General features: G+C 58.4%; 22 protein-coding genes. 5 read left to right on the plus strand and 17 right to left on the minus strand.

Annotation, left to right across the window (positions count from 1 at the left end; all coding sequences use genetic code 11):
• Positions 1 to 13 precede the first annotated feature (13 nt).
• The 14 genes from ACR1XU_RS14790 to ACR1XU_RS14855 form a co-directional block, all read right to left on the minus strand.
• On the minus strand, positions 14 to 709 hold the full coding sequence (locus ACR1XU_RS14790) for an RraA family protein (RefSeq protein ID WP_480908306.1): 696 nt from the start codon (positions 707 to 709) through the stop codon (positions 14 to 16).
• Positions 706 to 1,401 carry an alpha/beta fold hydrolase gene (locus ACR1XU_RS14795; RefSeq protein ID WP_480908305.1) on the minus strand — a complete coding sequence of 232 codons (696 nt, stop codon included), beginning with the start codon at positions 1,399 to 1,401 and terminating at the stop codon, positions 706 to 708. Before ACR1XU_RS14795 ends, ACR1XU_RS14790 begins: the two co-directional genes overlap by 4 nt.
• Positions 1,398 to 2,522 carry a cobalamin-independent methionine synthase II family protein gene (locus ACR1XU_RS14800; RefSeq protein WP_480908303.1) on the minus strand — a complete coding sequence of 375 codons (1,125 nt, stop codon included), beginning with the start codon at positions 2,520 to 2,522 and terminating at the stop codon, positions 1,398 to 1,400. The genes ACR1XU_RS14795 and ACR1XU_RS14800 overlap by 4 nt, the downstream gene beginning before the upstream one ends.
• 102 nt (positions 2,523 to 2,624) lie before the next feature.
• Entirely contained in the window at positions 2,625 to 3,587 is a 963-nt protein-coding gene (locus tag ACR1XU_RS14805; RefSeq protein ID WP_170611497.1) for a cupin domain-containing protein, read from the minus strand.
• Positions 3,588 to 3,737: 150 nt separating this feature from the next.
• Entirely contained in the window at positions 3,738 to 4,712 is a 975-nt protein-coding gene (locus ACR1XU_RS14810) for a nuclear transport factor 2 family protein (protein ID WP_480908301.1), read from the minus strand.
• Positions 4,709 to 5,728: a LacI family DNA-binding transcriptional regulator gene (locus tag ACR1XU_RS14815; RefSeq protein ID WP_170817123.1), complete on the minus strand. Its 1,020-nt coding sequence runs from the start codon at positions 5,726 to 5,728 to the stop codon at positions 4,709 to 4,711. Before ACR1XU_RS14815 ends, ACR1XU_RS14810 begins: the two co-directional genes overlap by 4 nt.
• A complete protein-coding gene (locus ACR1XU_RS14820) occupies positions 5,728 to 6,495 on the minus strand; it encodes an SDR family NAD(P)-dependent oxidoreductase (protein ID WP_480908299.1) in 768 nt (255 codons plus the stop codon). Before ACR1XU_RS14820 ends, ACR1XU_RS14815 begins: the two co-directional genes overlap by 1 nt.
• A 1-nt stretch (position 6,496) precedes the next feature.
• Positions 6,497 to 7,546 carry an ester cyclase gene (locus ACR1XU_RS14825; RefSeq protein ID WP_480908297.1) on the minus strand — a complete coding sequence of 350 codons (1,050 nt, stop codon included), beginning with the start codon at positions 7,544 to 7,546 and terminating at the stop codon, positions 6,497 to 6,499.
• 98 nt (positions 7,547 to 7,644) lie between these two features.
• Entirely contained in the window at positions 7,645 to 8,982 is a 1,338-nt protein-coding gene (hisD, locus tag ACR1XU_RS14830; RefSeq protein WP_170463825.1) for a histidinol dehydrogenase, read from the minus strand.
• Positions 8,983 to 8,993: 11 nt separating this feature from the next.
• Entirely contained in the window at positions 8,994 to 9,524 is a 531-nt protein-coding gene (locus ACR1XU_RS14835) for an ester cyclase (protein WP_480908295.1), read from the minus strand.
• A 135-nt stretch (positions 9,525 to 9,659) separates the two neighbouring features.
• Positions 9,660 to 10,541: a carbohydrate ABC transporter permease gene (locus ACR1XU_RS14840; protein WP_170463829.1), complete on the minus strand. Its 882-nt coding sequence runs from the start codon at positions 10,539 to 10,541 to the stop codon at positions 9,660 to 9,662.
• Positions 10,542 to 10,550: 9 nt separating this feature from the next.
• Positions 10,551 to 11,582, minus strand: a complete 1,032-nt coding sequence (locus ACR1XU_RS14845) for a carbohydrate ABC transporter permease (RefSeq protein ID WP_170611510.1) — start codon at positions 11,580 to 11,582, stop codon at positions 10,551 to 10,553.
• Positions 11,583 to 11,653: 71 nt separating this feature from the next.
• Positions 11,654 to 12,898 carry an extracellular solute-binding protein gene (locus ACR1XU_RS14850; RefSeq protein WP_170682668.1) on the minus strand — a complete coding sequence of 415 codons (1,245 nt, stop codon included), beginning with the start codon at positions 12,896 to 12,898 and terminating at the stop codon, positions 11,654 to 11,656.
• Between the two features lie 98 nt (positions 12,899 to 12,996).
• On the minus strand, positions 12,997 to 14,043 hold the full coding sequence (locus ACR1XU_RS14855) for an ABC transporter ATP-binding protein (RefSeq protein ID WP_170463835.1): 1,047 nt from the start codon (positions 14,041 to 14,043) through the stop codon (positions 12,997 to 12,999).
• 162 nt (positions 14,044 to 14,205) lie between these two features.
• Between ACR1XU_RS14855 and ACR1XU_RS14860 the strand changes: the two genes are divergently transcribed.
• From ACR1XU_RS14860 to ACR1XU_RS14880, 5 genes are all read left to right on the plus strand, one after another.
• Entirely contained in the window at positions 14,206 to 15,207 is a 1,002-nt protein-coding gene (locus ACR1XU_RS14860) for a nuclear transport factor 2 family protein (RefSeq protein ID WP_480908293.1), read from the plus strand.
• Complete coding sequence (locus tag ACR1XU_RS14865) at positions 15,204 to 16,094, plus strand: amidohydrolase family protein (protein ID WP_480908291.1); 891 nt, start codon at positions 15,204 to 15,206, stop codon at positions 16,092 to 16,094. Before ACR1XU_RS14860 ends, ACR1XU_RS14865 begins: the two co-directional genes overlap by 4 nt.
• On the plus strand, positions 16,091 to 16,567 hold the full coding sequence (locus ACR1XU_RS14870; protein WP_480908289.1) for a thioesterase family protein: 477 nt from the start codon (positions 16,091 to 16,093) through the stop codon (positions 16,565 to 16,567). Before ACR1XU_RS14865 ends, ACR1XU_RS14870 begins: the two co-directional genes overlap by 4 nt.
• A gap of 382 nt (positions 16,568 to 16,949) precedes the next feature.
• The gene (locus ACR1XU_RS14875; RefSeq protein WP_480908287.1) at positions 16,950 to 17,291 is read left to right on the plus strand and encodes an EF-hand domain-containing protein; all 342 of its coding nucleotides are present in this window, start codon (positions 16,950 to 16,952) and stop codon (positions 17,289 to 17,291) included.
• 18 nt (positions 17,292 to 17,309) lie between these two features.
• Positions 17,310 to 17,675, plus strand: coding sequence for an SPW repeat domain-containing protein (locus tag ACR1XU_RS14880; RefSeq protein WP_480812748.1), 366 nt, complete (start codon positions 17,310 to 17,312; stop codon positions 17,673 to 17,675).
• Positions 17,676 to 17,781: 106 nt separating this feature from the next.
• On the opposite strand, the gene rimK is transcribed toward ACR1XU_RS14880, so the two are convergent.
• From rimK to ACR1XU_RS14895, 3 genes are read right to left on the minus strand one after another with little or no spacing between them, the layout of a single operon-like run.
• Entirely contained in the window at positions 17,782 to 18,687 is a 906-nt protein-coding gene (gene rimK, locus ACR1XU_RS14885; RefSeq protein ID WP_480812749.1) for a 30S ribosomal protein S6--L-glutamate ligase, read from the minus strand.
• Positions 18,684 to 19,184 carry an ATP-dependent zinc protease family protein gene (locus tag ACR1XU_RS14890; RefSeq protein ID WP_480812750.1) on the minus strand — a complete coding sequence of 167 codons (501 nt, stop codon included), beginning with the start codon at positions 19,182 to 19,184 and terminating at the stop codon, positions 18,684 to 18,686. Before ACR1XU_RS14890 ends, rimK begins: the two co-directional genes overlap by 4 nt.
• A gap of 6 nt (positions 19,185 to 19,190) precedes the next feature.
• Positions 19,191 to 19,469 (minus strand): hypothetical protein, encoded by a 279-nt coding sequence (locus ACR1XU_RS14895; protein WP_480908284.1) that lies wholly within the window; start codon positions 19,467 to 19,469, stop codon positions 19,191 to 19,193.
• Between the last annotated feature and the right edge of the window lie 47 nt (positions 19,470 to 19,516).

Raw genomic sequence — 19,516 nt, forward strand, 5'->3', positions numbered from 1 at the left:
TCCCTTGCGCCTCCTAGGTTCGAGAGGCTTCAAACGCCGCCCACGCTTTTTCAAAAACGTCGAAATCGAACCCTGATTGACGCGCGGGCACCAGGATCAGCTTCTCAGTTTCAAGTAACTTGATGATCGCCTGTTCAAGCACGTCCACCACCTCGGGCGGAACAACCAATGCGCCATGCCGGTCTGCATGCACAAGGTCCCCGTCCCTGATTGAAAGTCCGAAGATCGACACCTCCGTTCCAACCTCTTTCACGTGCACGAAACCGTGGCTTGGCCCGACCGAACCCGCCACAACCGGAAACCCGTCGGGCAAATCGCCGAGGTCGCGCATAACCCCGTTGGTTAATGCGCCACTGATGCCAAAACCCTTGTGGATCGTGGTGTTGATCTCACCCCAATAGGCGCCGATGCAATGCGGGTAATCCGTATCCTCGACCACGGTCACGACCGGACCGGTCCCCGAAGCCATGTGCCGGTAGTAGTCCATCCGGCGCTTTCGGATCACCTCCGGAGCCTCGGTCGGCGGGTTCACGGCGGCAATCTTCGCGGTGCGTGCATATCCTACCATCGCGCCCGCATCGGGATCAGAGCACAACATGGTGCCCCGGGTGAAATCATTGAACCCACGTTTGCCCTGCGCCACTTCGATGGCGTTGCAAACCGTGGGGGTATCGACCTTTTTCAGCAGGTCCAGCAGGGACTTCTTCATATCGCCTCCAGCCAGCGGGTCAGAGCCGCCGTGGTTTGTTGCGGTCGTTCCAAAGTCGGCAGATGACCAGCCCGTTCGATAACCTCGAGCCGGCTCTGCGGCATCAACGCGTGCATCATTTCGTGCCGCGATACCGGACATAAGGCATCGTCGCGCCCACAAAGAACAAGGGCTTCACCGTTGAAGCTTTGCAGCGTTTCGCTTTGGTCTGGCCGATCTCGCAACGCTTTGGATTGATTGACAAAGACATCGGGACCAAGACCCTCTGCCATATCCATGCAAAGGTTCAGAATTGCAGCTTTGTCCGGGCCATCGGTCAGATAGTTGGGTTTCATCTCGTCCGCCATCACGATGCGCAGGTCTCCTCGTTCGACAGCGGCTATCTGCGGACCGCGCCTGGCTTTGACCTCATCCGTTTCGGCCAAATGGTTGGTGTCCATCATCGCCAGGTCCACCACACGGTCCGGTGCCTGCCGCAGGATTTCCATAGCCACGATACCGCCCATTGAGAGCCCCGCCACAGCAAACCGTTGCGGCGCGCAGGCCAGCACGTCTTTGGCAAGAGCCGCCATCGTGTCATGGCCCCCGATTGGCGCAGTCAGAATTGGAACCCTGCCCGACAAAGCCGCGATTTGGGCGCTGAAAAGTCGCGCGTCACACATCATCCCAGGCAACAGAACAAGTGGCGTCATTTGACCAATGCGGCCCCTTCGGCAAGCGCGCCCAGCTTGGCATAGGCTATGTCCGGGTCGACCGCGCCGAAGCCGGCAAAAGTGCCAAAGCCGCAATCCGATCCCGCTATCACCCGGTCGCCCCCTACGATATCCGCAAAGCGTTCAACCCGCTGCGCGATCAGTTCGGGATGTTCGACAAAGTTCGTCGTGGTGTCGACGACGCCCGGCACCAGAATCTTGTCGGCTGGAATTTCGGCTTTGCGGTCACGAAACACGGTCCATTCGTGGGCATGGCGCGGGTTCGAGGTTTCGAACAGCACATAGCGCGACTTTGTCGACATCAATGTCGAAAACACCTTGTCCATGCCGATATCGCAGCAATGCGGACCTTCGTAATTGCCCCAGCAAATGTGAACGCGCACCTTGTCGGCCGGCACATCCTGCAACGCGTGGTTCAGCGCCTCGACATGCATGTTGGCGATTTTCAGGAACTCATCGTCGGACAGATCGGTGAACAGCATATGCCTCGACAGAGCAAGATCGGGGCAATCCAGTTGCAGATCAAGACCCGCACCAACAATGGTTTCGTATTCCGTCTTCATCACGTCGGCCAGCGCTGCCAGATAGGCCTCGCGCGTTGGGTAAAAGTCGTTTTGCAGGAACAGGGATATCACCCCGGGGCTGGCCGCGTTCATGAAGCCGCGCGCCACCCCGTGTTCGGCCATCGCCGCCTTGAGATTGGCAATATCCTTCTGCAACTCATCCTGCCCTTTTGAACGCACCTCGCCCACGCACATGGGCCGGGCATATTGCGGGGTTCCGCCGTCATTCGCCAGCCGCTGCAGAAAGCCCGGGAACATCTTGAGGTCCGCTGGCGCGTTGCGCGGGCTGTCACCGGAAAAGCCGGTGTAGCGATCCTTGACATAGGTGGCGTACGAGATTTTCGAAGTTTCACCGTCCGATACGATATCAATCCCGGCCGCCGCCTGTTTGCGCACGGTTTCGGACACGGCTGCGGTCATGCAGGTGTCAAATTCGGCCTGATCGAACGGCTCCTCCCGCTCGCGTGCGAAGATGAAGTCCACGACCTCCTGACTGCGCGGCAGGCTTCCCACGTGGGTGGTTGATATGCGGGTCATTTGTTCATCTCCCTTCGAAACTCAGTCCCGCGCCGGGACGGGTGCCCGACGCAGGGTTCATTCTGCACGCCCCAACCGGAAGGGGAACGCGCGCTGGCACCATTAAGCACCCGTCCAGGTCGCCCCGGCCGGATCATCGGTTGCAGTGATCCGGTACAGGCCCGCCTCGCCGGTCATCGAAGGCTCGGCGCTGTAGCTTTCGCCGGGCAAGGCCAAGGCAGTGTCGCCGTTCGACAGGGTGGTCTCAACATCGTTGATCCGGATGCGCCAGTGACCGCTTGCGGGCATCAATACGACCGGTTTTTCAGCCACGACCGCCTCGGTCACGGCCGAGCCGCGTGTCAGAAAATCAACCTCGAATCCGGGCTTGTCCTTGATCAGGCCCTTTTCGCCGATCACAACCGCCGGCTTGTTCGCCGCCAGTGCCATCAGGTCCCAGTAGCGGGCGACATACTTGCCGATCACCGCGTCGACGGGAACCTCGGGGTACGCTTTCAGTTCTTCTTCGGTCAGCAGCGGCATAGGCTGGACGTTGTGCGGCAGGTCCTCGCCCTTCTTGCGGTCGTACAGAACACCGTTATTGCCCAGCATCAAACCGTGTGCCTGTGCGTCCTCGATCACCTGCGGTGCCCAGGTCACGCCGCCACCGGCATCGTCGCCACCCAGCATCGACATGATCATCCCATAGTCCTGGCCCACATTCTCGAAGCCGCGGAAGATGCCCGTCGGGATGTTGAAGATGTCACCTTCCTCGGCGATGAACTCGCCTGCAGTGCCATAACGGCCCCAGAAGAACCGCCACCGGCCTTTGGCAACAAAGAAAACCTCGGCCGTGGTGTGGCTGTGCAGCGAGTTGCGGCATTTCGGGGGCTGCCCCGCTGCGCCGATGTTGAACCCGATCTTGTCGGTGATGTGGACGTGCTGGTCCGGGCTTTCGCTGACCCCGCCGCCGATGATGGTAAAGTTTTCTTTCTGGTCCGAGCCCGGCGTATGGGCGTCGATAAATGCAGTTTTGCAGGGTTTCAGCTCGCCATAGCGGACAATGCGGCTTTCGATGGTACTCATATCTTTCTTCCTTTTGCGGGGGTTTGATCGGATCAAACCGTTCCACCCGGCGGGCGATTGTTCAGCCGCCGGGCGCGCAGGCTGGCGCGGTGGGCGTGGTACCGCCGCATCGCCTGCCCGGCATCCAGATTTGAGATACGGCACGGCATGCTAGAGATCGCCGGTTTTCAAAAGGATCTGCTTCCAGATCGATGTTTCGTCAAAAAGGGTGTATTCCCTGCGCAGACCCCAAGGGCCGAACTCGGCCTGGCTGATACCCAGAACAAAGACCTCGACCCCGGTTGGAACGCCAAAGACGCCCCAGCCGTCGTGCTTGCCGTGCAGCGTCCAACGGATCGCGGCGCGCGGCGGCATTACCGGATCGTCGCGGCCAATCTGGTGCTGAATCTTGAATTCTGCATTCGGGAACGAGGCGCGCAGGCCCATCCAGAACCGGTCCACCGGACCCCAGCTGTGTCCTGTGGTGCCGCCGGGATATTCCGAAAGGACGGCGCGGTCATACTCTGCCTCGATCGCACCCATGTCGGCATTCATGATACGGTTCAGGATATCCGCGTATTTCTGACCCCACTCGTTGTCATTTCCATGCCCTTTGTAAGGGCCGGGCTTGTCATTTGCGGGCGTGTAGGGTTGCACGCAGGCGTCTGGCCCACCTTCACGGGCGATCAGGTCTCGGGCGTATTCCTTGGGATCCCAGCCCATCTGCTGGACAATCGCGCTCTGGTCGCGGATCAGCCATTCGTCGTTGATCTGGTTGTTGATGGCGTGGCAATCGGCAAGAATTCGGTAAACCAGCTTTTTCCCGGTCGCTTTACCGTAAACGCCATCGCCCAGATGGGTCGCCGTTGACAGCAACCGGTGCGAGGACAGCATCCCTTCTTCCGGGGTTCCGGACCAGATCACATCCTCGCCCAGAAGCGTACGGTCGGGGAACTCTGCAAGGGTGGCCATCGTGGCGGCGATAACGCCCTGATTGCCAACCACAACCGATCCAGGCGAGCGCACCACGATGTCCGGCGCGTAATAGTGATGCAGCGTGGCTATGCCGCGATCCTCCCAGATCTCCTTGGTGATGCCGATGATGTAATCGGGAAAGTCTTTGAATTTGGGATCAAACCCCTTCATGTCTTCCATCCTTCAGGTATGCGGGCCGAGCCGCGAACAATAAGAGGTCCGTCAATCTCGACCCGGCGCGGACTGACATCAGGATCTTCGATTTTGCTGAGCAGAATATCGACGGTCTCAGCAACCATGCGGTTGGCGGGTTGGCGAATGGTAGTCAGGTTGTACGCCGGCCATGACGCCACGGCGACATCGTCATATCCGATGACCGAAACGTCGCCCGGAACATTCAAACCCAACTCGAACCGCAGCGTGTCCATCACGGAAATGGCCATGTGATCGTTGGCGACAAACACCGCATCAGGCGCATCGGAGTTGAACATCTTAAGCGTCGCTTGCCGGGCTTCTTCGGCCACAAAATTCCCGACTTCGCGGGCGTGCAGCGTGACCCCAGCCTCCTTCAAGGCCGCCACGAACCCTGCTTCGCGATCCCTCTGGGTCGAAGCACCTTCCCATCCGGCGATGTAACCAATCTTTTGGTGCCCGCCGGCCAACAGGAACTCGGCGGCCTTTCGTCCTCCGGCCACGTTGTCGGACGTAACTGACGACATGGCAGTATCGTCTTGCGCCCGATTGAAAAGCACCATCGGTACGCCTGCGGTTCGGCAGCGGTCGGACAGATCCGACGACAGTGCAACCGAGGCCGCGATGATCCCGTCGACCTGAAAATCGAGTATTTCCTCGACCACGTTGTCGATATTTCCAGCCTGATGCGAGGCCATGAAAATCAGCACGTGGTACCCACGCTCCTGCAGCGTGTTTGTCAGTTTTTCAAGCGCTTCGGGGTAGAACTGATTGTTCAGATAGGCGACAACAAGCCCGATGATCCGGCTTTTCCCAGACACCACGGCGCGGGCCAGAACGTTCGGGCGATACCCCAGTTCCTTGGCGGCCTTGCGCACCTTTTCCACGGTTTTCTTTGATGCCGATGCACCAGGGGTGAAAACCCGGCTGACCGCAGACTGGCTGACCCCTGCGAGGCGGGCGACTTCCAGTGATGTAACCTTGTGTGTCGCCATCAGTCCGCCGTCCAACCCCCGTCAACCATCAGCGCCGTGCCGGTCACCAAGGCCGATGCCTCCGACGCCAGGTAGACCACCGCCCCCATAATGTCCTCAATCTCACCCGGGCGGCCCAGCTTGATCTTGTCCAGAATCCAGGTTCGTTTGTCCGGATCGTCGAACGTGGACCTGGTCAGGTCGGTCAGTATGAATGTGGGGCAGATGGTGTTAACGCGGATTTTTGCGGCCCCGAACTCCAGTGCCATCGCCTTGGAAAACCCCTCGACCGCGAATTTCGACGCGCAGTACACGGCGCGTTCGCGGCCCCCGACATGACCCATCTGGCTTGAGATGTTGATCAGCGAACCGGGGCGGCCGGCTTCTAACAACCCTTTGGCAACGGCTTGGGTCAGGAAATAGGCCCCTTTGACATTAACGCCCATGACGGCGTCAAAATCATCCGGTTGCGTGTCCACGGCCTTGCTGTGGCGGGCAAGCCCGGCCGAGTTCAGCAAAATGTCGAAAGGTCCGTTTTGCGCCACGCCCGCGGCAGTGGCTGCAACGTCCGAGACGTCCAGCCCAAGTGTCTTGGCTGACCATCCGCGCGCTGACATCTCATTCGCGATGTCTTGCAACGCGCCAACGCGGCGCGCTGCCAATGTGACCTCAGCACCATGTTCCGCAAGGGCTACAGCGCAGGCCATGCCGATGCCAGATGAGGCGCCGGCGACCAGAGCGCGCTTGCCGCTCAGACTGAAACTTGGGGTGCTGGGGAATTGGGGCATATCAGACCTCGCCGACCGGGAACGGAATTGTGCCCGGAACACGTGCCTTGTTGAACTCGCGCAGGCGGGCAAAGACATCTACGCCCAGTTGGCGGTAGGCGTCCAGCAGATCGACCATCACCCAGTTTTCGCGGATCAGGCCATCCTCGAGCCGCCAGAAATCAAGGCTGCGCATGGTGATCCGCTTGCCGGACGGCGCAATGCCCATCCAGCCATCATGCGTGACGGTCTGGATCATGTCCGGCCAACCGGTCACGGCGGCATAATCACCATCGCCAAAGAAGTGGTAGGTGATTTCATCGACGTATTTGCCGCGGTCGGGCATACCGTTCAGAAAGGGGATCTGGTGCCAGTTGCGGAAACCCGCGATGCCGCGCCCGGTTCCAATCCCGGCGGGGCCGTACCAGTTCATGCGCGGATGCCAGAACTTCTCCATCTCCATCACTTCAGGCCCACCCTGGCTGGGGTGTTTCTTCAGATGGTCCAACATGTCGACGATATGGGCGCATGAGGTGTTTGACTTCGCACCATCCCACGGACCTGGCACCATCCCGTCGAGCGTCGCAGGGCCGGGAATACAGAACTCCAGCCCCAGTGACGGAGCCATCGGCCAGGCCTTGGCCTGCATCATCACTTCGGGGATGTCCCAGAGCGTCTGGATTTCCACAACCTTGTCGCCTTCGAAGCGGTAGAATTCGTGGAACCGCATATGGGTCAAATGCCCCGTCGGCGGGATGTCCAGCCAGGGGGCGACGAAGGTGCCAACGTAGTGGCCGCCACAGCCGACCCAATCATTGCCCTGTTCGGTCCGGCCACCCATGACGATCCAGTCACGACGCTCCAGATCGGGCATGGATCTCAGCAGCGGCGCGTAGCAAGTGTCATAGAGTTCCTGCGGTCCGGTTAGGTCACCAAACGGGTGCGGCATGTGAACGATGGCATCCGGCGCGATCACCGCACCCAATGCCGCGCGAACGCCGGTTTCATCGAAGTTGTACATGGCCTCGCGCAGAGGCGCGATCAGGGCCTTGTGGGTAGAGTGTTTGTCCATTGCGAAATCTCGCATTGCTTTTACTGCTTACTTCAGAAATTCCGTGACGCCCGGGCCAACCCCGGGCGCTGGTTTGACAGCGATTTCCGCCGCGCCTGTCAGGAGGCCTCGGCCGTCTCGCGATACACAGCACCCTCGCCATATGGCACGTTGATGCCGCCAAAACGGCGGACGCGGATGTTGCACTGTTCGGCGTGGCCGACAAAACCTTCCAGCATGCAAAGCCGCGAACCGTATTCGCCGACCATTGTTGCGGCCTCGTCCGTCAGAACCTTCTGATAGCTGTGGGTTTTCAGAAACTTGCCCACCCAGAGGCCGCCGGTATAACGCCCGGCTTTCTTGGTTGGCAGTGTGTGGTTGGTGCCGATCACCTTGTCGCCATTGGCCACGTTGGTGCGTGGCCCGAGGAAAAGCGCGCCGTAGCAGGTCATGTTTTCCAGGAACCAGTCATCGCGGTCGGTCATGACCTGAACATGCTCGGACGCGATGTCATCAGCGACTTGCAGCATCTCGTCATAGGTATCGCAGACGATGACCTCGCCATATTCCTCCCAACTGACCTTGGCGGTACCGGCGGTGGGCAGGATGCCGAGGATACGGTCGATCTCGCTCAGCGTGTCTTCGGCCAGCTTGCGCGAGTTGGTGACCAGAACGCAGGGGCTGTTATAGCCATGCTCGGCCTGCCCCAGCAGATCGGTGGCGCAAAGCTCGGCATCGGCTGCGGTCTCATCGGCGATGACCATCGTCTCGGTCGGACCCGCGAAAAGATCGATACCGACGCGGCCAAACAGCTGGCGCTTGGCTTCGGCAACAAAGGCATTGCCGGGTCCAACCAGCATGTGAACCGAATCGATGGTTTCGGTACCAATCGCCATGGCGCCAATCGCCTGAATGCCGCCCATGACATAAATCTCATGCGCACCGCCCAGATGCATCGCCGCGATTACGGCCGCGTTCGGCTTACCCTGAAATGGCGGCGTGCAGGCGATGATCCGGGGAACACCCGCAACCTTTGCTGTTGCTACCGACATATGCGCCGAAGCGACCATCGGGAACTTGCCACCGGGCACGTAGCAGCCTACGGACTGCACCGGGATATTCTTGTGCCCCAGGATCACGCCGGGCAGGGTTTCAATCTCGATATCCAGCATCGAGTCGCGCTGCGCCTGGGCGAAATTCATCACCTGCTTCTGGGCGAATTTGATATCGGCCAGTTCACGCTCGGACAAAGACGCAATCAGATCGTCGATCTGTTGCTGGCTCAGGCGAAAGCTTTCGGGCGAGTAGCTGTCGAATTTCTCCGACAACTCGCGAACTGCGGTATCGCCTCGGGTTTCGATGTCCTTCAGCGTTGCCTCGACAACGGCGCGGGTTTTGGCATCGTCGTCGGCCCGGTCAGCCTCGGGTTTGCCGCGTTTCAGGTGTTCAATTGCCATTGTCCTAATCCTCAGTTTTCGGGCCGGGGCGGAACCTTCTCTCCCCGGTCAAATGCTTCCCAGCCTTCGCCATTGAACAGATCAACGCCCAGCTGCGCGGCAACGTGGGCAAAATCGACATTCACCCAATTGTCGACGATCTTGCCGTCAACGACTTTCCAGAAGTCCATGTAGCGGATCTCGACCCGCTTGCCGGTGGGGGCGATGCCCAGAAACTCGCCCGAATGTGTCGCCTCCTGCCGGCCAAAGGCTGCGGCCCACTCGCCCATGTAGAGGCGCGCTTCGTCGATGCAGGTCTTGTCGGAAAACGCCGCCTGAAACGGGCGCTGCCAGTTTTCCTGAAATTCCTTCAACCCGGTCTTGGTGCCGCAGCCCTGGTTGCCCAGCCAACGGAACCCTTTCGCGAAAAACTCGCCGATATCGTCGATGCGGTGGTCGTTCAAACCGTCGACCATCCCCTCGATCACGGCTCGGGTTTGTTCGGTTTTGCTCATGTCCGTGTCTCGTGTCAGCACGGCCTGTTCAGGGCGGGAACCCTTCATGTCTCTATTCCTTATCTGGTTGCCAAGAGGTTTTCTGTGTGGACGGGGAGGGTTAGTCGGCCGTCAGAAAATCCCTTGGCATCCGGTTGAGCGCCGGGTGGCGCGCAATGGCGTTATGTCTTGCAGATGCACTCATCAGCCCTTGACCGCCCCTGCTGTAAGACCGCTGACGATCTGGCGCTGGAAGAACAGGATCAGTACGAACAACGGGGCAGTGGCCGAAACCACGGCTGCGACGGCATACATGACCTTGCCTTCAACCTGCGTGGTGCCCATGAAGCTGTTGATGGCGGGAATGATGGTCTCGTTCTCTTCACTCAGCAGCATTACGGCCACGGTAAAGTCGTTATAGGCCAGCAGGAAGCTGAACAGACCTGTGGTGATCACTCCGGGCCACATGACCGGGACAATAACATGCCGAAAGGCCTGAAACCGGGTGCAGCCATCAACCATGGCGCTTTCGTCCATGTCCTTGGGAATGTTCTTGAAGAACGAGTGCAGCATCCACAGGGTAAAGGGCTGGTTGATCGCCACAAGCACGATGATGGTGGTCGGCAGGATGCCCCAGACATTCCACTCGAAGAACCACAGCAGGTAACCCGAGACCAGCGTCATATGCGGCATCGCGCGGAAGACCAGCGCAGCCATCAGGATCCAGAACGCATAGCGGAAACCGGATCGCGCCAACGCATATCCCCCCAGCGTTCCGAAGGTCAGCGAGATCAGCACGGTGAAGAAGACCACAATGCCGGTGTTCTTGAAGTTGAACCAGAAATCTTCCAGAACCCACGCCCCGTGATAGCCGGCACCGGTAAAGGCGCTGCCGGTTTGCTCTATCGTGTTGGCACCGGTCAGGGCATTCATCCAGTTGGCCTTGGACAAGAAGTCGGCCTGTACCTTGAAGCTGCCCCAGAAGGTCCAGAAGAACGGGAAGGCAGCGATCAGCAGCCAGAGGGCCACGAAACCGTAAGAGAACAGCTTTAGCGGGGTCATGCGGGATTGTGCTTTGGTCGCCATGTCGTGTCCTCAGTGAGATTTACGGGTGAAGTCGCGCCAGGTGCGAACAAGCACCGGAGACATCAGGATGACCGCAAGGATGATAGTTATCAGCGAAGTCGCACCTGCTGAGGCATAGAGCGGATTGCCGCTTTCGCGCAGATCATTGTAGATGATCCAGCTGAGCGACTGTGCGTGGGCCTCGGCTTTGAAGCTGACGATCGGCTCAAAAACGCGGAAGTTATCCATGATCAGCATGAGCGTCACAAACGAAACCAGCGGCATCAGGTGTGGAACGATCACATGGATCAAGCGCTGCCACTTCGTCGCGCCATCGATCTGTGCCGCTTCCATCGTATCATCGGGGACGGTTTGCAGACCCGCGTAGAAGGTGATGAAACTGAACGGCAGGGTATGCCACACGCCGTAAACCATCAGCATGGTCCATGTCAGCGCCGTCGACGCCTTCAGACTGAGTGTCGGATCATTGAATATGCGTTGAATGGTGGCGCCGATTACACCATCACCATCGACCATCCAGAACAGAATCAGCGAGCCGACAAGCGGTGTAACAAGAAACGGCAGAAGCGAAATGAAGATCGCAACCCCTTTGAGCGCGCGGGGCAGATTGTTGACGCCTACGGCAATGGCCAGCCCAAGGGCCAACACCAACGGCGTGACAATAAAGGTATAGGCCAGGGTGAATGTCAGGGCGCTGTAGAACGGCAGGTTATACACCTTAGCCCAAAAATCACCCAGGCTTTCAGAGCTTGCCCACGCTTCTCCGATCTCGGCAAAAGCCAGGTGTGAACGGTTGATATATGTGCCCAGACCGTTGAACCGCCCAAGGGGTTGTTCTGCGCGCAGCTTTGCAGTGGCCTCGGTGTCGACCGTGGTGGTCGGGGTACACCCAAATGGCCCGCAGCTTTCGGAAACCAGCAGAACCTGCTCATGCTCGACAAAGAGCGATTGGACGAAAACCGAGACGATCGGCAGAGCGATGAACAGGATCATCGCGGAAAGCGTGGGCAGAATGAACCAGAAAAAGGTGCGGTGCTTCATGGCGTACGTCCCAGTCTTTAGTCCGGAAAAAGATGAGGGGGGCAGATTGCGCCCCCTCAAGTCGGGGAGTGTTACTTGAGAAAGCCGGCTTCTTTGGCCGACGTCCGGTAGGCGGCTTCAACATCCGCCAACGCCTGTTCAGCGCTTTCGTCACCCTTCAGAAAATCCGCCAGCTCCGCACCAAGTGCCGCATGCAGAAGGCCTATTTGCGGGATCATCGGATAGGGTTTCGCACCACCGCTAACGGTCTCTGCAACCCCTGCTGCAGCCGGTCCGGGCTGGAACCCGTCAAGCAGCCAGACGGCATCATCGTTGTTTGCTGCAACCATTTCCGGGGTCAGCGCGCTGATCAATGCCGCAAAGGATGCCTCGGCCTCTTCATCCGACACGTTGGATGCGATGGTAATACCGTCCCACCACAGCGTGGCAGATGGGATCGATCCGCCGCCAACGGTTGGTGCAGCCGACAAAACAGTATTCGAGGTCACCTCTTCGGTGGACCCTTCATCATCCAGAATTGGCGCGCCGCGCGAACCCCACATGACGGCCAGAGCCGCCTGACCAGATTCCCAGAGGCCCTGCGTTTCGTTTGACGCGTGGGTCAGGTGGTCGGGGTGGGCGTATTCCGCCAGAGCCTTCATGACTTCCAGTGCGGCCACGCCTTTTTCGTTGTTGATCGACGGCTCGGCCGACCCGGGTACAAAGAACTCACCGCCATGACCGAGATAGATCATGTTGAACACCTCGGCCAGGTTCCATCCGGTCTGAAGGTTCATTGCGATCGGATGTTCCATGATACCGGCAGCACGGATTTTCTCAGCGGCTTCAAGAACCTCTTCATAGGTGGCCGGGATGCCGTCGAAACCAGCTTGTTCCAGGATATCCTTGCGCGAGAACAGGTGCTGCGAGTTCGCCATGAAGGCCACAGCCATGACATTGCCATCGATGGTGATCAGCAGGTTCGGCGGGATGCTGTCTTTGTATTTTTCGACCAGATCGTTCAGCGGCCGCACCAGACCGTCGTTCATCAGCTGGGTCAACGTCGAGTTGGCCAGGATCACCGATGTATATTCCGACGGGTTCGGGGTCAGAGCGGCGTTCATGATCGAGCGCGCTTCGGTGGTGTGGTTGGTGTTGAATTCAGCCGCTGCCCCACCACAATTGGCTTCGGCGGCTCCCGCGACGGCGTGGATTGCCGGAAAGTCACTGGCCAGAATGCGGATCGATTGCCCCTCGGGGCCGCAATTGGCGGCATAAGCTGCCGAGCTCATCAGGCCCACAAAGGCGGTTGCTGTAGCGATTTTTCTTAGGAACATTTCTGTCTCCCTGTTGTTTTGAGAATTTGAGCGCGAGGCCCGTTCGCGCATGAAGTTTTGTTGCCGGGGTTCGCCCCGATCATTGAGCAGGGCCGTGTTCAGATCCGGGCGCCGGTCTTGCCATCAAACAGATGGCAGATTTCGGCCGGAACCGAGATTGAAACCATGTCGTCGATCTCTGCCCGGAAATTCTTGTCTGCCTTCACCGATATGAGGGCACCGCCAACGCGAACCGAAATCATAGTGGCGTCCCCCAGCAATTCCTGCGTGTAGATCGGGGCGTTGATCTGCCCCTGCCCTTCGGCAGCAAGGCCGGCATCTTCGGCCCGGAAGCCTAATGTCAGCGGGCCGTCCGGAGCGTTCAGCCCGGAAATTTCAACGTTTTTGGCCGTGAAGGTGCCGCCCCGTGCCTCACCTTCCATCAGGTTCATCGCAGGGTTGCCGATGAAGCTGGCGACAAAAGTGTTGGCCGGAGTGTCGTAAATGTCGGTCGGGCTACCAACCTGCTGCACCACGCCCTGTTTCATGACCACAACACGATCGGCCAGCGTCATCGCTTCGATCTGGTCGTGGGTCACATAGATCGTGGTCACCGCCAGTTCGTGGCTGAGGTTCTTGATCTGTGCCCGGGTAGACACGCGCAGCTTGGCGTCAAGGTTGGACAGCGGCTCGTCCATCAGGAATACGTTCGGCTCGCGCACGATGGCGCGAGCAAGCGCGACGCGCTGACGCTGACCACCGGACAATTCCGCAGGCTTGCGATGCAGGAAGTCGTCCAGTTCCACCATTGCCGATGCACGGCGTACTTTTTCGTCATGCGTGGACGGGTCGATTCCGCGGACCTTCAGCGGGAACCGGATGTTCTCGTAAACGTTCATGTTCGGGTACAGTGCATAGGACTGGAACACCATCGCCACGTCACGATCCTTGGGCTCCATGTCGTTCACGCGAGTCCCGTCGATCAGGATGTCACCCTCGCTGGCATCTTCCAGACCGGCGATCATGCGCATGGTTGTCGTCTTGCCGCAGCCTGACGGGCCAAGAAGAACTAGAAACTCCTTGTCGGAAATCGTCAGGTCAAAATTATCAACCCCCACAAAAGAACCCCAACGCTTTCCAACATTGCGAAGTTGAATTTCGGCCATTCTGCCCTCCCAGCTGGACCTAGCGTGCATACGTTTGCAAAAAGCATAGACAGCAAAAGAAACATCTGGCAAGTTTTTTTTGCATGCGCATGCAAAATCGCCCCTTGCCATCCGTGGCATACAGCTCCATCCCAGCGCTTAGAGCACTGAAAGAAATTGAAAATGTCCTACGAAGCCCAAAAAGCCGTCGTCGTCGAGTACTACGAAGCACTCAGCAAGAACGGAGAATCGGCCGCCGCTGACGCGATGTCCGAGTTCTGTGCCGAAGACTACTTGTGGCGCGGATTCCATCCGTTTGATGAATTGCGTGGCACCGACGCAGTGGCACAGAGATTCTGGCAACCTCTAAGGCACAGCCTGCGGCATATGCAGCGACGGATGGACGTGTTCATGGCCGGCCGAAACGAGATGGACGGATTTTCCTCGGTTTGGGTTGTTTCCATGGGCCATCTGATGGGGCTGTTCGACAATGCGTGGCTGGGCATCGCCCCCACAGGCAAGATGGCGTTTCTGCGATATTGCGAGTTCAACAAGGTCGAGAACGGCAAGATCACCGAGACGGCGATGTATTTCGATATTCCTCATCTCATGATGCAGGCCGGGTTGCAGCCATTCCCGCCGCAGACCGCAGCTCAGCTTGTCCAGCCCGGGCCGATGACGCACGACGGTCTGATGTTCGGACCCCAACCCGCCGAGGAAGGAGAACGGACCCTGGCGACCATCAACGCAATGATTTCCGATCTGGGCCAATGGGATAGCGGTCTCAGCCTTGAGGACGAGCTGAGGCGCACATGGTGCGAAGACATGATCTGGTGGGGTCCATCCGGTATCGGTGCAACCTACACGATCGAGCGCTACGCACAGCAGCATTCAGGCCCCTTCCGCGCAGGCTTCGCGGACCGGTCGAAAACCAAGCACATTTGTCGGATGGCGGAAGGGTGTTATGGCGGGTTTTTCGGATGGCCGAATTTCACGGCCCGTCCCACCGGCGGGTTTATGGGGATGCCTGCCACCGACAAAGCTGCCGAGTTCCGGGTGATCGACATCTATCGCCGTAAGGGTGACAAACTTGCCGAGAACTGGATTTTCATCGACCTTCTGCATTTCTGGAAACAACAGGGTGTCGACATTCTGGGGCGCATGGCAAGGGTACCGCGAACATGACCGGCTGGATTGACGCGCATCACCACCTTTGGGATCTTACCGCGGTGCATTACCCATGGCTGATGGCGCGCGGGGTGGACAGGTTCTTTGGTGACCCGACACCCATTCAGCGGGATTACCAGTTGACCGAATTTCGCGCAGACGCCGCAGCCTGCGGCATCCGCGCTTCGGTGCATATCCAGGTGGGGGCCGAGAACGGTCTGGACGAAGCCAGATGGGTTCAATCCGTCGCCGACGCCTCCCCGGACTGGCCGATGGCGCAGGTTGTGTTCTGTGACCTGACGTCGCCCGATCTGTCCGACCGACTGGACACATTTCAGACCCTGCCGACTGTGCGTGGCGTGCGCCAGATCGTCGGTCGCGCGCCCGGAGAGGACGCGCAAACCGGCACCAATGCTTTGCTGGACGATCCACACTTCCTGGCTGGCTTGCAAGAAGCCGGACAACGAAAGCTCAGCTTCGATCTGCAACTTATTCCTGAATTGATGGAGAAGACCGCCCGCGTTCTTTCGCAGGCGCCGGAGACGCCGATTGCGCTCTGCCATGCCGGATCGCCCCATGACCGCAGCCCAACGGGCCTGAAAGACTGGGCATTACAATTGCGCGTCCTGTCCGACTTGCCGCATGTAACCTGCAAGCTGTCCGGTCTGGGCATGTTCGATCACACCTGGACCACCGACAGTATTCACCCCATCGTGGAAGTCTGTCTTGAACAATTCGGACCAGAGCGGGTCATGTTCGGATCGAACTTCCCGGTCGACAAACTCTACAGCGATTACGCGACGCTGGTGCAGGCTTACCGTGATCTGATTCCGGCTGAGGTTCAGGCGGCCGTATTCCATGATACTGCCGCGCGGTTTTATGACCTGAAGGCCCCAACGGCATGATATTCATCTTTGAAACTACCGTGAGGCCCGAGTGGATCGACTACAACGGCCACATGCGGGATGCCTATTACGGGCTGGTTTTCAGCCTTGCGGTCGACGCAATGCAGGATGAGGTCGGCTTCGATGCCGATTATCGCACACGCACCGGATGTACGATCTACCTGCTGGAAGATCACAAGTTTTACCTGCGAGAAGTCAAGGAAGCGGACCGACTTCGCATTGAAACCCGAGTTCTGGACTGTGATGAAAAACGCTTTCATTTGCACATGCAGATGCTGAACAAAGGTGAACTATCGGCCGTTTGCGAGTTCATGGAGCTTCACGTCCGGCAAAAACCAAGCCCTCATGCTGCACCGATTCCGGCAGACATCCTGCAGCGATTGCAGAAGGCGAAATTGCCAGATCGGGAAGCGGCAGAGCTTGAGTTCCGTTCACGCCCGATGACAACTGGGCGCATCCCCCGATCAACATGACTGCAACATCAGTAAATCAGCCCACAGAAAACTGAGGATTGGCGAACGACCCCGATCCTAATGAACGAGCACGCATACCTTCTAACCTTTTAGGTTCAAGGGTGATCCAGCCGGAACGTCAAACTCGCGGTAGATTGTCTGAGAAGCGCCCTGTTCACAGCTTCGAAACAGGGTCCGTATCAACGGGATCCACGAAGATACAAAGAGCTTGGCTCTCACGACTCATCTATTCGATTATTCGATACTATCAGCGATAAAAATTCGTTTTTCAATACAATGCGTTCGTGCCATATACCCCGTGTAGCGCGAAAGTGCCCCCACCATATCGGACCGCCAATCAACATTTCTCATTTTGTAGTGGAGATCCCGAGCTGAGGAACCGTTGCAATCTGAAACCCGTGGAAATGCCGCCGACACCGGAGCGCTACACCAACCCCAAAATGGGTTTGCTGCCCATATTCTGACGGAGAACAAAATGAGTCGAGTTTCTATTGCTGCTCTGCTCTCATCGCTGCTTGCCCTTCCGGCATTCGCAATGCCCACTGATCTTGATGTCGATGGTGACGGCCTGGCGTCATTGGCAGAGCTTCAGACAAAGTATCCTGAAGTGTCAGAAGATCTCTTTCTGGAGATCGACACCGATGCCGACGGCTTCATCAATGACGACGAATTGATTGCCGCTGTCGACGCCGAACTTCTGCCAGCTTCTGCCGGGGATCAGTAAACAACGGTCAACAGGGTCATGAGAAAACCAACCCCGCCCTATAAATGGCTGCCAGCGGCAACCGGTATCTGGTTGGTTCTGTCCCCCTTTGTCCTGTTCAGTCAGGAAACCCTTCTAAGGGGCATGGCTGTTCAAGAATCTGTCGCCTTCATGGCCTTTGGCATTGGTGTCCTGGTCATGTCTGGCGCTGGCGACCGGAGCCACCTTCTCGCACGGGTGGCTCCGGCAGCGGCAATCGGGGTTCTTCTGATCGCTGCACCCGAGTTGCTGAGCTTCACTGACCATACTGTGGCAGTGGCAAATGCATGGCTGACGGGATCGGCGCTGATCGCGCTCGCCACTTGGGAGGTGCTGGCGAGCCGCAGATTGCGGCCCATCCCGTAAACCGGCGCGGGGCGGACAACTGCCCCGCGTTTTCCCTTTGGCCTAGCCGCCTGATTGCCCCCTCAGCCGAGAGATAACCAGGTTCCCGCTTTCGAACACCGGACCGCTAGCCGCGCCCGCGTGTCCTGGTGCTTCCCTTGGCGGCATTCTTTTCCAGAAACTCGACGATCTTGCCCGCAACATCAATGCCGGTTGCCTTTTCCACGCCCTCAAGGCCTGGCGAGGAATTCACCTCCATGACCACGGCACCATGATTGGTGCGCAGCATGTCGACGCCGCAGACATTCAAGCCCATGGTTTTGGCCGCGCGCAAAGCGGTAGAACGCTCTTCGGGCGAGATTTTGATAGGTTTCGCACTTCCGCCGCGGTGAAGGTTGGATCGGAACTCACCTTCGGCCCCTTTTCGTTGCATCGCGGCGATCACCCGCCCACCAACCACAAGCACACGAATATCGGTGCCGCCCGCCTCCTTGATGAACTCCTGGACCAGAATGTTGACTTTCGCGCCCCGGAAGGCCTCGACAACAGATTTGGCCGACCGGTTTGTATCGGCTAGCACCACGCCGATGCCCTGCGTGCCTTCCAATAGCTTGACCACCAGCGGCGCATCACCCGCCAGCTTGAGGACTTCGTCGGTTTGCTTGGGATCATGGGCGAATGTGGTGACCGGCAGACCGATGCCATCCCGCGCCATCAGCTGCATCGAGCGAAGCTTGTCGCGTGATCTGCCGATTGCCACGGATTCGTTGAGTGGGAAGACCCCCATGATCTCAAATTGCCGGAGCACCGCCAGCCCGTAGAACGTAACCGAAGCACCAATCCGCGGGATTACCGCATCATAGCGCCCAAGCTTCCTGCCGTCATAGTAGACCTCGGGCCGCCGCGAGGCGATGTTCATGTAACAACGCAGCGTGTTCACGATATCAAGCTCATGCCCCCTTTGCTCGGCGGCCTCCTTGAGCCGCTGATGCGAGTAGAGATTGGGATTTCGGGCAAGCATGACCAGTTTCATTTGCGGCGTCTCTCTGTTCTCTTGGTTTTTGTATTTCCCTTGATCAAGGACGAAGCTTTTTGGGGACCCAACAAGTAGGACTGTCCTGGATCGACAAGGATGCCGCGCCTTCGGATCGCGGTGCGGCCGAGAATGAGATCAAACTCCATCTTCGCGCGGTTGGCCAGTGAAACGTCGATATGCCAGCGATGTCGCCCAAGAAAAAGCAGTGTCCGAACGATCAGCCGAAGCTCTGGAACACCGCCGGTGTTCTTGATCTCACGCTCATCAACAACCCGCGTACGCACCCGATTGGCTGACCGACGGTTTTGAAGCGGAATCATGAACTCGACCCATCTCTCGCCGTCAATCTCGAAAACAGTCTGATCCACGGCATGGAGCGCCGCGGTTCGGGCTCCTGTGTCTATCTTGGCCGGGATATTCTCAATGCCGAAGTCGGGCAGGCTGATACGCTCACGCCAGCCGATAATTTCGGGATTCTCGGATCGTTTATCCATGACAAGCTAACTCGCGCAATCATCGTTGGCGCGACGGTAATTCACAAATGAGTTGGCACTCATCACAACGTAAAACGTGTCCATATCGATCAACACATACCCCAGTTCAAACAGTGCGGCGGACAACGCCAGGATATCGGCTTCGTACAAGCGTCTGCGCCCGGCTATGCGGCGCACCAGCTTGTCGGGAATGCGGTACCGGCCGCTCACTTTTCCGCCGAACTCGCGATCATAGAGCGCCGCCAAGTGCCCGGCTGCAGAGGATATCCAGTCTGCTTCATGCATTATTTTCTCCTATATTGGTGAAAATGTTTTGTCTATAGGCAAAAAAT

It is taken from the genome of Ruegeria sp. D1(2025) (assembly GCF_056536425.1).